12 protein-coding genes and 1 pseudogene are annotated in these 14398 nt (G+C 48.6%); 5 read left to right on the top strand and 8 right to left on the bottom strand.

Features of this window, described 5'->3' with window-relative positions; genetic code table 11:
- Positions 1-127 precede the first annotated feature (127 nt).
- The 5 genes from NDA02_RS26955 to NDA02_RS26935 all read right to left on the bottom strand — a co-directional run bounded on the left by NDA02_RS26955 (position 128) and on the right by NDA02_RS26935 (position 7949).
- Positions 128-2488 carry a DUF3604 domain-containing protein gene (locus NDA02_RS26955; protein ID WP_348256234.1) on the bottom strand — a complete coding sequence of 787 codons (2361 nt, stop codon included), beginning with the start codon at positions 2486-2488 and terminating at the stop codon, positions 128-130.
- A gap of 20 nt (positions 2489-2508) precedes the next feature.
- Positions 2509-3390, bottom strand: coding sequence for a sulfate ABC transporter permease subunit CysW (cysW, locus tag NDA02_RS26950; RefSeq protein WP_190791551.1), 882 nt, complete (start codon positions 3388-3390; stop codon positions 2509-2511).
- Positions 3380-4249: a sulfate ABC transporter permease subunit CysT gene (gene cysT / locus NDA02_RS26945; RefSeq protein WP_190791550.1), complete on the bottom strand. Its 870-nt coding sequence runs from the start codon at positions 4247-4249 to the stop codon at positions 3380-3382. Before cysT ends, cysW begins: the two co-directional genes overlap by 11 nt.
- 2 nt (positions 4250-4251) lie before the next feature.
- The gene (locus tag NDA02_RS26940; RefSeq protein ID WP_348247384.1) at positions 4252-5316 is read right to left on the bottom strand and encodes a sulfate ABC transporter substrate-binding protein; all 1065 of its coding nucleotides are present in this window, start codon (positions 5314-5316) and stop codon (positions 4252-4254) included.
- Between the two features lie 260 nt (positions 5317-5576).
- A complete protein-coding gene (locus NDA02_RS26935) occupies positions 5577-7949 on the bottom strand; it encodes a tetratricopeptide repeat protein (protein ID WP_190791046.1) in 2373 nt (790 codons plus the stop codon).
- Positions 7950-8137: 188 nt separating this feature from the next.
- On the opposite strand from NDA02_RS26935, the gene NDA02_RS26930 reads away from it, so the two are divergent.
- The 5 genes and pseudogenes from NDA02_RS26930 to NDA02_RS26910 all read left to right on the top strand — a co-directional run bounded on the left by NDA02_RS26930 (position 8138) and on the right by NDA02_RS26910 (position 13128).
- Complete coding sequence (locus tag NDA02_RS26930; RefSeq protein ID WP_199296443.1) at positions 8138-9136, top strand: ferritin-like domain-containing protein; 999 nt, start codon at positions 8138-8140, stop codon at positions 9134-9136.
- Positions 9129-9932, top strand: a complete 804-nt coding sequence (locus NDA02_RS26925) for an isoprenyl transferase (RefSeq protein WP_190791049.1) — start codon at positions 9129-9131, stop codon at positions 9930-9932. The genes NDA02_RS26930 and NDA02_RS26925 overlap by 8 nt, the downstream gene beginning before the upstream one ends.
- Positions 9933-10148: 216 nt before the next feature.
- Positions 10149-10962: pseudogene (locus tag NDA02_RS26920) on the top strand (IS5 family transposase).
- Between the two features lie 168 nt (positions 10963-11130).
- Positions 11131-11451, top strand: a complete 321-nt coding sequence (locus NDA02_RS26915) for a hypothetical protein (protein WP_190791047.1) — start codon at positions 11131-11133, stop codon at positions 11449-11451.
- Positions 11452-12426: 975 nt separating this feature from the next.
- Entirely contained in the window at positions 12427-13128 is a 702-nt protein-coding gene (locus NDA02_RS26910) for a protein kinase (RefSeq protein WP_190790967.1), read from the top strand.
- A gap of 22 nt (positions 13129-13150) precedes the next feature.
- Here NDA02_RS26910 and NDA02_RS26905 read toward each other — a convergent pair whose 3' ends face one another.
- From NDA02_RS26905 to NDA02_RS26895, 3 genes are all read right to left on the bottom strand, one after another.
- Positions 13151-13504 carry a transposase family protein gene (locus tag NDA02_RS26905; protein ID WP_347277841.1) on the bottom strand — a complete coding sequence of 118 codons (354 nt, stop codon included), beginning with the start codon at positions 13502-13504 and terminating at the stop codon, positions 13151-13153.
- 154 nt (positions 13505-13658) lie between these two features.
- Entirely contained in the window at positions 13659-13733 is a 75-nt protein-coding gene (locus NDA02_RS26900; protein WP_347277842.1) for a hypothetical protein, read from the bottom strand.
- 39 nt (positions 13734-13772) lie between these two features.
- Positions 13773-13973: a hypothetical protein gene (locus tag NDA02_RS26895; RefSeq protein ID WP_242067218.1), complete on the bottom strand. Its 201-nt coding sequence runs from the start codon at positions 13971-13973 to the stop codon at positions 13773-13775.
- Positions 13974-14398 lie beyond the last annotated feature (425 nt).

Here is a 14398-nt window from a genome sequence, read left to right as displayed (position 1 = left end):
CGATTCAAGCCAGTTAAAGCGCGCAGCAAGCGGTCTTGTGTCAGCACCCGTTCAATATCCAGCATTTGCTTATCCCATTTCTGCCTTCTATTCTTGCTTATTTCCCGACAAGTCTAATAAATATGAATCAGCCAAATTCAACGAACAATGGACTTGTCCAAACCTTTGAATCATCAACCTGACGACCTGATAGATAAACAGGTACAAAGCCATGTGGTCTAGATTGAGGAGGCAGAGTAAATTCACCGCTTAAATCTCGGGGCATCTGTTTTCCACTCACACGTTCTACGGCAACAAAAAGCTCTGCTCCACCCAATTCTTGACGCAAATTAGTTTGGGCTAGCAGCTCCTGTCCTGTGAACTCCCAGGTGAACTCAGGACAGTGAATATAAGGATTAGGCTGAAGTAAACTACCTACCTTGGTGTAGCTACCAATTTGAATATGCAGACGAAACCGAGCTTGGAGCAAATCGGATAATTCTAATTCAATTGCATCACTATCTCCGTAAGTGTCAGAGCGGAACTCTAGCTTTAGAGGGCTGGCTCGTCGCACATACTCTTCAGGATGTTCTAATCCATAAACTTGATAACTCTGCATGAGCGTGTTGGAGTACTCTAATACTCCGCGCCATTCTGCCCAACGATAGCGATCTTTAATCCGTGCTCCTCCCCAGCGAAGTCGGATTCGATTAGGAGCATAGCCTACCTCAGCTTGAAGATTACGGCTCCACAACAATCCTGTATCTGTATAAGCAGCAATCTCATCCCAGCCGCTTGTGCCCAAGAATCGATATTGAATCTTGACTGAATCGGATGCAGTAAACTCGTCCCCCTGAATATGAGAACCTGACCACAGCAGCGCAACCAGACGATCGCCTGCTGTTGCCCAGGTATGTCGAGAACGCAGGGCATGATTAATGGCTGATTTGGTTAGGGATGGCGCAATGACCCCTGTCAAACCACCGTTTACACCAAAGACGGCTGTACCCGGGACGCCGCCGCCACACCGTCCTCGATGCTCATCTCCATTGGCAGATACACCAACCTTATAGCCTCGACGAATTGCATCTTGATAAAACCAGGGAAAATGTCCCCAAGCAGAACCAATTTCAATGAGCCGTTCTAACTGGGGGTGATGCCAGTCTAAAATGGCACGTCGTCCGCCGACATGAGGAATCAGCAAATGTTGCTCTGGATCGTGAATGTAAGCTGCAAACAGCCGATCGACGGGCCAAGCCCCAGGGACTAATTCCTGTCCCTTCATTTCTTCATTCCACTCAAACGATCGCACTTGGTTACCCTGAGGATCGTAGGGAAATCGCACTTCATTCCCTAAGAAAATCACATTGCGATCGCCGCCAGCAGCAGAATTGCCACACCATTCTGTTCCGGGATAGCAGAGGAATTTGCCTTCTTCGGTAATCTCTCGACATTGTTTTACATCACCCTGCCACCGTTCTTTGGTGATGTTAAAGTCGTTTGCGGTGTAGCCTAAAATATCTAATCCGGCAACATCTCGACCATAGGTGAAATTGTATTCAGTGCTATTGGTTCCGACCGTGTTATTGGAATGTACATGCAGATCAGCAAAAAACGCACGCGGATAAGCCAGATCAGACTCTACAGTGACAGGCGTTAAATTGCTCTGCAAACTTGTTCCACTTAAAGTTGCTTGAAATCGCGTTTCTTCGATCGCTTCCAACGTCAGATCTGTTTTGGCAACTGCCCATCCTTGCTTTGGAAAGTTCAGTTCTTGCTCGACGATCGCTCCAGCTGTACTTTGCTGGATTAACTTCAGCGGTTTGCCTAAGTTCCAGCAGGTATTGCCCCAACGGTCTTCAGCACGAATTCTGAGAGGAAAAGCTGTTCCTGCCCTAACCAATCGAGGGCTAATGACTGCCAGTTTCGCAGGTGCTCCAGGTACAATATCCACCACAACATCTCCTGGAATTGCGGCAAAGCGAGAAGTGCCAACCGGATCGATATAAGCACGAAAGCGGAAGTCTTGCTCGACAAAGGTTTGAACTCGGGTTCCAGGTCCTCCAGCCCGCCGATCGCCCAAGCGAATCAGGATGTGGTCTCCGGGTTTAAGATAGCCATCTACAATGTCAATAATGATCGCTTTTTGAAAAGGGCGTTCATGTCCTTTTTGATCAAATCGAACCTTGAGCGATTGCACGGTAGCAGGGCTTTCCCCCGGAAGCGAGGGTCGAGCCTGATATTCCGCAGAAATATAGTTTGCAGCTAAAGGGTCTTCAGTTTGAAACAGTCCCCAGTCTGAATAGAACTTAAATGTCACCTTGATCCAGGCACCATCTGCAATTCCAGACGCACCAACCTCATAATCGAGCAGGATTTCTTGCCAGCTTCCAGCTTCGATCGTCTGAGTTGGGCAGCGTAGTTGTCCTAGAAAAGGTAGCGTACTGACATATTCCAAATATCCTTGAGGATGAACATATTCCCCCAAGCCATTCAACGTTTCGTCCACAATATCGTTCCTTTGGTCAGCTAATTTTTAGGTATTGAAGTATGTGCTGATGTTTGCAGCTTATCGGTCGTCCGCAATAATTCCTGGACAACTAGAGTCAGTAATGCCAAAAGGGCAAGTAGCGAAGCACAGGCAAAGGCAGCAACAGTCTGATATTCGGTGTAAACCTGTTCAACATGCAGCGTTAGCGTATTTGTTTCCCGAATTAGCTTCCCGGAGACAACTGAAACCGCCCCAAACTCGCCGATCGCCCTAGATGTGCAGAGAATGACGCCATACAGCACTGCCCACCGAATTGAGGGAAATGTAATGCGCCAGAAGGTTTGCCAGGCATTTGCCCCCAGGGTTTGTGCAGCTTCTTCCGCTTCGATTCCCATACTTTGAAAAACTGGCAGCACTTCCCGCGCTACAAAGGGCAATGTCACAAACAGAGTTGTGAGGATCATGCCGGGTAACGCAAAAATGATTTTTAGATTGCTTGCCTCTACCCAACTGCCAAAGATGCCTGCCGTAGGACTGTAGAGCAGAATAAACATTAACCCCACCACCACAGGCGAAATCGCAAGGGGTAAGTCTAGTAACCCTATCAGAATTGGCTTACCCGGAAATTGGTAGCGTACCAAAATCCAAGCGATCGCAATCCCAAAGACAGTATTGACTGGCATCGTGACCAACGCAATTGTCAACGTCAAAGCGATCGCGTGTTGGGCTTCAGGAGTGGTAATGCCTTCCCAATAAGCAGTGATGCCGCTGGCAAACGCCTGGTAAAACACCGTTAGTAAGGGAAAGAGAACAACGATTGCCAGAAATGACAATCCTAAACCAATCAGAAGATAGCGCCCCCAAGGGAGCTGTTGCAACCGCAGAGCAATCTGTTTGGGTTGAGGTAAGCTAAGGGTCATATCGCCGAGTCCACCATTGCAGCAGATTAATACAGACCAGGACAATGAGCGAAACAATGAGCAAGACGATCGCAACGGCGGTTGCCCCGCTATAGTCATACTCCTCTAAACGACGGTAAATATAGACGGAGCTAATCATCGTTTCGTAAGGAATATTGCCTGAAATTAAGACAACGACTCCATACTCACCAACGCCTCTTGCAAAGGCAAGCGTAAAGCCCGTGAGGATTGCCGGCAGCAACTGTGGAAAAATGACTCGCCAAAATACTTGTCGATCGTTTGCTCCCAAGACATGGGCAGCTTCCTCCACTTCTGGCTCTAGCTCCATCAAGACAGGCTGTACAGCTCGCACCACAAAAGGCAGCGTCACAAAAACTTTGGCAAACACGACGCCTATCACCGAAGAAGTTAGGTTGATGGATTGAAACCCCAGTTGTTGCAGCCCGTCTCCTAAAGCCGTTCCAGGGTTGAGGTAGCGACCCACCATTCCATCTGGACCATAGAGAGATAACAGGGCAATCCCTGCCACCACAGCAGGCATAGCAAACGGTAAATCGACCAAGCCATCGGCAAATCGCTTACCAGGAAAGTCATACCGCACCAGAATCCAGGCAAGAATCAACCCAAACACACTGTTAATAAGCGCTGCCAAAATCGCTGCGGAAAAAGACAGCGTATAGGCTTCGATTGCCACCGGAGCCGTAATGACTTGCCACAACTCCTGCCACGGACGCTGAGAGGCTTGTAGAAAGATGACGCCTAACGGCAGCAGCAGAATAAAGCTGAGATAAGTGAGCACCAGCCCAGAAAACAATGCCCGACCTGCAACTTGGGAGGTAGGAATCGTCCGAGTCGCCATGCCTATTGTTTACCTGCTGCTTGAGCCGCATCAAATAAGCCACCATCTGCAAACAAGTTTTTGTTGACGGCTTGCCATCCGCCAAAATCCGCGATCGTGTAGAGCTTGTCTACAGGCTTATACTGGCTAGACTTTGTGGCATAGGCTTGTTTATCGATCGGACGATACCCGGCTTGGGCAAAAATTTCTTGTGCCTTCGGGGTAAATAAAAACGCTGTAAACGCCTCTGCAACTTCCCGTGTGCCGCGCTTGTCAACAGTTTTGTCAATGACAGTTACTGGAAAATCAACCTGAATATTGTCAGTTGGAACAATATAGGGATAATCATCAGGAATGGCATCGTTAGTGAAAATAATCTCATTCTCAAACGTAACCAGCACATCCCCAATTTTGTTTTTGACAAAGGCATCTGATGCTTCTCGTCCACTGCTCACGAGTGTTTTGATATTTCTAGCAAAGCCGTTTAGATAAGCGTTTGCTGCTGCTTCACCTTCACTCTTCGCTAACGCACCATAGCCCGCTAAAATACCCCACCGAGCATTCCCAGAAGTCTGAGGGTTAATTGCCACGATCGATACCCCATCTTTTGCCAGGTCTCGCCAATCGCGGATCTGCTTCGGATTACCAGGACGGGTAACTAACACCATGACGGTGCTAGCAGGAGAAGCTTGATTCGGTAAACGTTTACTCCAATCAGTAGCAACAAATCCCTTTTCCACAAGCGGGTCAACATTACTTTGGATATTCTGAGCCAAAACATCTGCTTCTAACCCTCCCAAAATAGCTCTCGTTTGAGCACCGGAAGCTCCATAAGACTCTTTGAAAGTTACCTGTTGACCTGTCTTTTCTTTCCATTCTGCTTGAAATGCTGGAATGATTTTGGAATACAGCGGCTTCGCGACTCCATAAGACACAAAGGTCAGTTCAACAGCAGGGGGAGTTCCCGTCGCCTGGGTCTGGGAGGATGTATCCTGCCCTGCTTGCCCAGACTGTTGAGGTTGAGTACAAGCCGTTACTAACAAACCCGCTGTAAACAGCGAAGCATACAGCACAGAGCGTCTTTTCATAACTCTCTCTCGATAACGAATGATCTAGAGGTTTCTGTGAGACTTGCACAGCGTAACCTACTTTCAAATAAGATACACCGAAAAGCCGACCAACAAATGTGAGTTTCCAAGATTGTTCAGTTGGTATAAAACTCTCAGAACTAAGTACTCATCCCTTCTGATTGAGAATGTTGCTCTGAAACTGTCAGAACTAGGTACTCAATTCGTGGCTTTTTTACAAATTTTCATCATTGTAAGCTTTCTCTTTCACCTTCTAGAAGTCACTTGAACTGAATCTGTAGTTGAATCCTTTCAATCTGTCCTGTTGCTTGCATTTGCCTAAACAATCGTAATGCCTGCTCTAATGAGTGCTGACACAGTTGCGATTCACCGATCGCCTGGTAGGTGAGTCCCAATTGAAAATGAGCATTTGCCAAATCGCAAACAGCTCCGATTGTATCGAGCAGCGCGATCGCCTGTTTGTGGTACATCAGTGCATTGTCTAAAGCCTGCTGGCGGCGACAAAGTTCTGCGAGTCCATTCAGCGTCTTTGCTTTGACCTGGGTGTAATGACTTTCTTCTGCAAATTTCAAGGCACGATCGTACATTGCCTGTGCGCGCTCAAACTCCCCTAAATTTGTGTAGGTTTGCCCTAGAATCTGAATGAAATAGGCGAATCGTCCGGTTTGTTCGATCACTTTCTCAGCCAGAATAGATTGATAGGCTGTCTCTGCTAAGGAATAGGCGGCATCGGCTTGCCCTAGATAGGAATGGGTTAGGGCTAAACAGACCGATGCTTTTTCTGCCCAAGGATGATGGGCGGTGTTTTGCGCTCGGTCGATCACCTGCTGAAAGAGTCGGGCGGCGATTTCCAGTTCCCATAAGTCTATCTGGTATAGCCCAATGCTCAGGAGTGAATCCACTTCTAGCATCCGAAGATAGTAAACGGTGTGCTGGTTTCGGGTAATGAAAGAGAGCTTTTGCTGAGCAGCATCCACCAGCCCAATTGTTTTCTCCTGACAGGCGATCGCTTCCTGAATGCGACCCGTAATCCAATACAAATCTCCCAGGATGTTGTAGAGTTCGCTGAGTTTGGCGGGAGATTGAATGTTAGGGATCACTTGGACGATCGCGGTCAGGACGGGTTGCAGCAATCCCATGCGGTAGAGAGTACTGCCTAGAGGTAAAAACTGCCGCCACTGATTCGTCCGGCTTTTGAGAATGACGCTCCCCGCTGCTTCAAAGTCCCCAATTTCGATGTAGTGGTAGTGTGCCTCCAGAGCTTGCAGCGCGTCTTGAACGGTCTCAATCGTCAAGACTTGAGTCGTCCAAAATTCTGCGGCTTTGCGGTGGCTGATTTCCCAGTCTGGACTGGCACGCAACCGGGCGAGCGCCTCCGCTTGAATCACAGGATGCAGCCAGTATTTGCCTTGTTCACACTCCACCAGCGATCGATCCCGCAGCCCAGTCATTACCTGCCGTCGTTGGTTAGTCGGTACATCCCAAAGTAAACACAGCGCTCCTTCCGAGGGAACCGCCGGCATTTCCTGATAGCGGTAGCATCCCAAGCGGCAAAGCAATTGATAGGCAGCCGGATCTAATGCTTGCAGGCGATCGATCTGATTGATCACTAAATTTCTTAAGTCTCGTGTTGCCAGCAAGTCCTGCTGATTTTCCTGCCAGTAGGTTGCCATGTCACCATTAAAGTCTTCAGCAATAGCACCACACAAAATCCCCATTGCTTTGGCATTGCCACCATAGGCATGATGTATTTGCCCCAGGGTGGGCAGATCGATCGCCGTTTGGCGACTGAAAAAGGTTTGCCACGCCGCGAGATCGAGCCGGGGTAGCTTGTAGTGTTCTACTGCCAGATCGGGTTCACATAAGCGATCGCGACTCGTCATTAGTGTGACAGACTGAACTCTAGCATCTGATAGGACTCGCAGTAGCTCAACATAGGCACGATGGGGTGGAATGAACCGACCTTCTGCGTCCAGCGCAGGTTCCAGGTTGTCAATCAGGATACCGATTCGCCGCTGATGCAGTTGGCGTTTTAAGCGTCCCAGCGAAATTCCCCATTCCGATCCCGGTTCCTGCTGGAAGTCCTGTTTTAACCACTCCTCAACAATGCGTTCAACCGAGGTAATATTTTGCGTTTCTTTTGCCATCAGCAGTTCCAGCACTGCTTCAAATCCTTGCGTTTGGAGATAGTGCTGTGCCAGCGTCGTTTTGCCTAAACCGCCTTCGCCCTGAATGACAATGACTCTACAACCCTGCTGCACGAGATGATCCAGATGCGCGATTGCCGCTTCCCGACCCAGAAGAGTTTTGGACGGGGGGCGATCGTTCACCAATGCCTGTGCAGGGAGGAATGTTGCCGAAACCTCAGACAGCGTGTGGAGATACCGCTCCAGAACAACTCGACAGGTGCTTTTGGTAATGCGCTCGCCCAATAACCCAGACAGCACCTTCCATAGGTGAGCACTCACATCCTTGATGTGTCCCTCAGTATAACCAGAATGCGCTGCAATCTCCGGGTACTTTTGCCCACGCAGCACCTTACCCAAAATCTCCTTTTGCAGGACGCTAAGCCGTTTTCCAGTTTTTCGAGCGAGTAGCTGATCCACCCATACCAGTGCCATTTCAGCTTCCATTGCGGAATAACTGATGAAGTTTTTTACACATTCTACTGAATCAGTCCGGCCAGTGTCTCTATCCCCAACTTTTCCGACTTTTCCGACTTTTGCACAGGTTCAATGGGCGACTGTCCCCGACTGACGCGAAGCAGATGGATTGCTTAAGCTGTGAACGATCGCAATCAAATCTTCGACGGAATTATCCTATGACGATCGACCTGCCACTAATGCATAACAACAAATTGCATTACATCAAATCAGCTTCTCTCGATTTTTCTAGCTCTCCCACTCAGCAGGATTTAAGTGATTTGCTCAACCATTATTTTTCAATCGCTCACCTGAACGATCGCCTTCAGGATTTACCGAATCAGTTTCACCACCCTCAACCCCGCCCCTGGAAACCGATCGACTGGCAGAGAATTGCCCTGGATCAAATTGTGGGGATACAGCCCCAGGCGTTTCTGTCGATTCTACGAGGGGCGATTGACACAGAAGCCCCAATTCGGGGTTATACCCAAACCAGTCGCCAATATCTAGAACCGATCGATTCCCGGATGGCTCGCTTTGTCGGAGGAGTGGTCGCGGCAGACGGTCAATTGCTAGAACCAGGTCTTTGGGAAAAAGAAGAGCGGCAACACACACCCGCGTTGCTCAGAGTTTATACCCAACTTGCAGGGAGAAAAATAATTCCTCAGCCCCATGCAGTTCGAGCCTATCACTCTGTGGCTAGCCCAACGATTGCGCTTTACCGTCACGGGCTGCACCGGGTTGCGACTGAATATGGAGCTGCCTGCCTTTATCTCTGGTTGATGGCCCATACGACTGGACCTTTGCAAGCGGTGCTGCATGAACTGCTGCTGGATGAAATCAACCACATGGCAAAGTTTTGGGGCTTTGGCGTTTGGGCATACCCAAATTCATCGCTCCCCTGTGTTGGCTGGACCTTGCTACAAACGATGAAGGGGCGAATCGGTTATCAGCGCGATCGCAGTAGCTTGGTGGGCACGCTTCACCGCATGACTGAGGTATTGGGATGGCAAGCCTGGTCTGCAACAAACCGATGGACATTTGCCTTGACCTGCATCCACGCGCTGCGGCTTCTAGGTCGCTGGAACCAAGGTCTGACTCCAGCCTTTTTGCAGGACTTACTGGGTGAAAGTCCCTGTCATTCAGTGAGGAGAATTTTAAATCATGACGATGAATGAGCGAAACTTTTTAGCCTTACCAGCGGATCTCGATCCGCAACGGTTGCCTTGCCACATTGCCGTCATCATGGATGGAAATGGACGTTGGGCAATGCAGCGAGGATTGCCTCGGTTTGCGGGACATCGGCAGGGAGCCAGAGCGTTGAAGGAACTGTTGCGCTGCTGCAAGGATTGGGGCATTTCTACGTTAACTGCCTATGCATTTTCCACCGAGAACTGGCAGCGTCCGCGGTCGGAAGTTCAGTTTCTCATGGGATTGTTTGAACAACTGCTCCAGCGCGAGTTGGTAGAAATGCAGCGAGAAGGCGTCAAGATTACTTTTATTGGCGATCGATCAAACCTTGCCCCGTCGCTTCAGCAGGAAATGCACCGAGCCACGCAGGAAACTGTCCACAATTGCAACGTTCATCTCAATGTTGCAATCAACTATGGAAGTCGAAACGAACTGATCAATGCCTGTCGTCAGCTTGTCCAACAGGTTCAACAGGGAACGCTACATCCCACAGAAATTGATGCTGCACAGCTAGAGGAACAGCTTTATACAGCAGGACATCCTGATCCAGATTTGTTCATTCGCACGAGCGGCGAAATGCGTCTCAGTAACTACCTGCTCTGGCAAATCGCATACACAGAACTTTATTTTACCGATGTGCTATTTCCCGACTTCGATCGCAAAGCACTGTATTGCGCCTTGCTGCATTATCAGGAACGCGACCGCCGCTTTGGAAGAGTTGCTTTGACTGTGCCGCAAAACTTTCTGAATGACAAACAAAATGAGGCAATAGGGATGGTTTAGCCAGTACTACAAGGGGCAATCCCCAGTTCTCGGTCAAACGGAACAGCGCGGTTTCCCACCCAGCGATTGGGGCAGCATCCGACCCGACGTTTCCATTCCACTCACCCCACCCACGTCAGGATGCAATGCTTGAAAAAGCCTTTGCTAAAAATCTATCCGAAAACCCCCAGAGCTGTGAGAGGATCGCAGCGGCTCTATTTCAGCGTTTAGAACTCCATGAGCTTCACAGACATTGACCCCACTTTTCTGCTGCCCGACCCAGTCTGGGAACGGGTAAAAGCAGCCATTCTACTCGAAGCTCCAAAGCCGAAAGGATGACGCCAGAATGAATGATCGCAAAGCCTTAAATGCCGTATTCTATGTGCTGCGAACCGGATGCTAGTGGAACGCTTTACCTCGTTGTTTAAGTGCTTCTAGTACCGTTCATGATCGTTTTCAGCTGTGGGTTGAGCAGGGCGTGTTTGAACGCATGTGGGAGTTGGGGTTAGAACAGTATGCCGAGGCGGTTGGCATCGACTGGGAGTGGATGGCGATGGATGGTGCAATGGTCAAAGCACCGTTGGGGGAAAAAGCAACGGGAGCTAATCCCACTGACCAAGGGAAGTTGGGCACCAAACGCAGTCTGTTAACCGATGGTAAAGGCATCCCACTTGCAATCGCCATTGAAGGAGCCAATCGTCATGACATGAAGATGACCGAAATGACAATAGCAGCACAACGCATTATTCCCGGTGACACTGAAGTTTGCAATCTGTGTTTAGACAAAGGGTATGACTACCATAAAGTGCGAGAGATTGTTAAAGCCTGGGGATATGTGGGACATATTCCATCCCGGGATAAAGGAAAACGAATCATTCATGATATTCCCAACTACCGAGCAAGACGATGGGTCGTTGAGCGAACACACGCATGGATGAATTGATCTCGACGCTTATTGATTCGTTGGGAGAAACATAAAGAAAACTATCTGGGGATGATTCACCTCGCTTGTGCATGCATTGTGGTGAGAGCAATACGGGTGTTCGGATAGGCTTTTAGTACCCAGGTGGGTAATAGCATTAGCTGTGCAGGTTCGTCAAGATTAACAGTAGAAACTCAGAGGTCACGTGAATTTGAACTTTGATTGAGTCACGTTTATCAAAGTTTTGTCTTGACATTACTGAGCTTTCTAAAACTGCTACAAGAAGGAGGATGAATCATGAAATTTCAAGAAGTTCTCGATCGGGCGTTAGCTGATAGAACCTTTGCTGAAAGGCTCAAAAAGCAGGCTGAAAGAGTTTCTCGCGAAGGTGTTGGCTCAGAAGCGTGGGAAGTCGCAATGAAAAATTTTGCTGAAACGCCAGAAGAGCTAGCTCAGTTAAAAAACCTGCGTTTAACAACGGGTGGAGCCCAGAACACCACGACTACGACCACGTTTACAGCTACAACCACAACCTTAGTCTGCACTTTCACAACCACAACCACTTTCACGACCACGACAACCGATTTTCCTATTGGGATTGAGTCTTCCCAAGACTAAATAGCAAGCTGAAATGAGTTTTTTCCACTCTACTAAGGTATGAGGGGATGTAGGGGCACAGTTTCCATGCAGGGACATCACTCCTGCATCCCATTTCTTGTACGACCTCAGCTTTGAAAGGGCTGTAGTTTTGTGTTAATCATCCGTGATCTAAAAGGGTTGCGGATTTACTAATAATGCTGTCGAAATTTTGTTTTTAGTTGCTTAAGCAAGAGGAAAAAGATGAGCAGTAAGACACTGAGTAGAACGTCGAAAAAATGCATCGACTTTACAGAATATCTTGCTTTAGTTCAAAAAGCGGAAAGTCGATGGCAGCAGCTCTGTAAGACTTACCTTCCAGTAGAATCTGACTACTCCATCTGGCGATCTAGCCGCTTAGGAAATAGCGATGATGCCGAGCAGGGATGGAAGCTTCATGTTTCTGCAACGGTTTTGTCTGCAATTGAAATTTTTGAGCGAGTTGCGCCTTTCTTGCAAAAAAATAACATTTTATTCAAAGCACCCAATTCTCTTAAGGAACTGAAGAAAATTAACAGCGGTCTTTTCTATGGGTTCAGTCAGGTTGGAAAATTTATTACTGTATATCCAAAAACAACTGAAATTGCCGTTGAAATTGCCGATCGGCTGCATCAATTGACTGAAGGATTATCCTCTCCTCCGATCCCCTACGATCTGCCGCTGAGACAAAATAGCTGTGTTTATTATCGCTACGGCTCATTTAGTTCTTTAGCCATTACAAACCCTGACGGAACTCAAACTCCTGCTGTACGAACTCCTCAAGGCAATTTAGTCCCGGATCTACGTGAACCCCAAGCGGCTGTTCCTCATTGGGTGACTGATCCTTTCATTCACAGTTCACGATCGCTCAGCTCCGGTTCAGCCCCTAAAGCAAGTCAACTCCAATCAACTTTTCGTGCCTATGAGGCATTGTCTCAGCGAGGAAAGGGAGGAGTCTATCGCGCGCTAGATTTAAGCGTGCTTCCGGCTCGATTGTGCATTTTAAAAGAAGGAAGAAAAGCAGGAGAGATTGACTGGGATGGGCGAGATGGATACTGGAGAGTAAAATATGAAGCTGAAATTCTCTCATCGCTAAAGCTGGCAGGAGTAAAGGTTCCTGAGGTTTATGCAACGTTTCAAGCAGGAGAAAATTTCTATCTTGCAATGGAAGCGATTGAAGGCGAAACCTTACAGGCTCTTCTCCAACGCAGCAAAAAATTACCCATTCAGGAAGCGATACAGTATGGCATTCAGATCGCCTGTATTCTAGAAAAACTTCATGCCGCTGGTTGGATTTGGCGAGATTGCAAGCCCATGAATTTAATGCGCAGTCAAGATGGCACATTGCGAGCTTTCGATTTTGAAGGTGCTTGCCAAATCAATGCGTTAGATCCGGTGCCTTGGGGAACATCGGGCTACTTGCCGCCTGAATCGTTGAGTGCTTCTGCACAAATTCAGGGAGTTTCTCAAGACCTTTATGCCCTTGGCTCGACTCTGCATCAAATGCTGAGCAATAAACTTCCGACAAGTGAGGAACTAAAAGCACCGATCGGCAAGCTCAGAAGAGGCATTCCGCGCGATGTTAGAGCAGTTATTGTTGCTTTACTGGATCGCAACCCTACTTTACGACCCGATGCCCAAACCGTGAGACGCGTCTTGCAGGCTGCCGAGGCTAGCTGAAATAGTAAACTTCCTGCGTGAATCAGGCGGGATGTGCTAGTTCGTAGTTGAGCAGCCCGGCAATCAAGTTCAAGCGCAAGCTAAATCGCCTCCTGCGGTTACGGTAGCGTCCTGAGAAGATGCGGAAGATCTTGAAGCGACGAATGATGCGCTCCACTCGAACTCGCAGTCTCGCTAGTGCCCGATTGTGCTGCTTTTCGTCTTTGGCTAACGGTTGCTTGCGCGGTTTCTTGGTTGGGGTACAAGCCCCAGCATAACGTTTGGCAAACCCCTGATACCTTCGGTCAGCTAAACATAACTGCGATAGCACAAAGGGTAGGCGACTGCGCTTGATCAGCTTGAAGTCATGCGTCCTGCCCTTGTAGGTGGCAATCACTTACCCGGTGTCAAACTCCACTCACAGGTGCGCCTTCAGCGTATGGCATTTGTGCTTCCCACTGTAGTACCGTTTCTATTTTTTTTCGGGAGTTCGATTTTGACTTTGCCTACGTCCACAGCAGCACTTTCCATTCCCACCCCGGTTGGTATAGCTATCGTTGGCTAGGCAAGCGAAACTGACCGCATTTGACCAGGATGTCCTCGACCTTCTTGATGATGCGCCCCACTGTTGTTTCGTGCAGTCCCCAACTCGTGCCAATGTGGAACTAGCTGCGATATTCCCGCCAGTATTCCAATGCCACTAACAACTGGTCTTCCAAGCTCAGTTTGTTTTGTCCACCTCGTCGTCCCTGGTGTTCCAGGTGGGGACGCAACTCCTCAACCATCTCGCCGAAGGTCTCCCAGCTCACGCCGCACAATCGCTTAAATTCTCCAACACTCAAGCGTTGCAGTTCTTGGTAAGGCATAGCGATTTCTCCTTGTGCTTAGTTCTGCCATGCTCACACCATTTTGTGCAGCCCCTTGTAGCCTAACCGCTGCCTCTTATTCTTCGGGTCCTGCGCTAGAAACATCGGACTCTCCGGTATCGGTTCAAATACGCCTCCCTGCTGCTCTCTAAATAGGCTTCTAGGTACGATCGCGCCTCCCTGCTCAATGGCACCTCACTCACGTTCTGTCCCTTGGCACGCTGTTGCTGGTGTAGCAGTTCACCAAATTCTTTCGGCTTTCTTGCCATGATGGTTCGTTTTATCAGGAAATTTCATATTTTAATGCAAAAACTAGTAGTTCACCAAATAAACTTTGCCTAGTTAGCATGCTTTAATTTAGGATAGAGATGCCCTAACCGAATGCGCGCACCTGCACTGGAAAATCTCCAATTGACCCTGGCTTT

Source organism: Leptolyngbya sp. ST-U4 (assembly GCF_039962215.1).
Classification (GTDB): Bacteria; Cyanobacteriota; Cyanobacteriia; order Elainellales; family Elainellaceae; genus Leptolyngbya_A.
Note: the sequence above shows the minus strand (reverse complement) of the source record. Positions and strands in the feature narration are given on the sequence as shown.

Excerpts from the sequence above, each read along its gene's own strand:
- NDA02_RS26915 (WP_190791047.1), top strand. The coding sequence starts at position 11,131 with ATGAAATTTCAAGAAGTTCTCGATCGGGCGTTAGCTGATAGAACCTTT.
- NDA02_RS26930 (WP_199296443.1), top strand. The coding sequence starts at position 8,138 with ATGACGATCGACCTGCCACTAATGCATAACAACAAATTGCATTACATC.
- NDA02_RS26940 (WP_348247384.1), bottom strand. The coding sequence starts at position 5,316 with ATGAAAAGACGCTCTGTGCTGTATGCTTCGCTGTTTACAGCGGGTTTG.
- cysT (WP_190791550.1), bottom strand. The coding sequence starts at position 4,249 with ATGGCGACTCGGACGATTCCTACCTCCCAAGTTGCAGGTCGGGCATTG.
- NDA02_RS26935 (WP_190791046.1), bottom strand. The coding sequence starts at position 7,949 with ATGGAAGCTGAAATGGCACTGGTATGGGTGGATCAGCTACTCGCTCGA.
- NDA02_RS26925 (WP_190791049.1), top strand. The coding sequence starts at position 9,129 with ATGAATGAGCGAAACTTTTTAGCCTTACCAGCGGATCTCGATCCGCAA.
- NDA02_RS26895 (WP_242067218.1), bottom strand. The coding sequence starts at position 13,973 with ATGCCTTACCAAGAACTGCAACGCTTGAGTGTTGGAGAATTTAAGCGA.
- cysW (WP_190791551.1), bottom strand. The coding sequence starts at position 3,390 with ATGACCCTTAGCTTACCTCAACCCAAACAGATTGCTCTGCGGTTGCAA.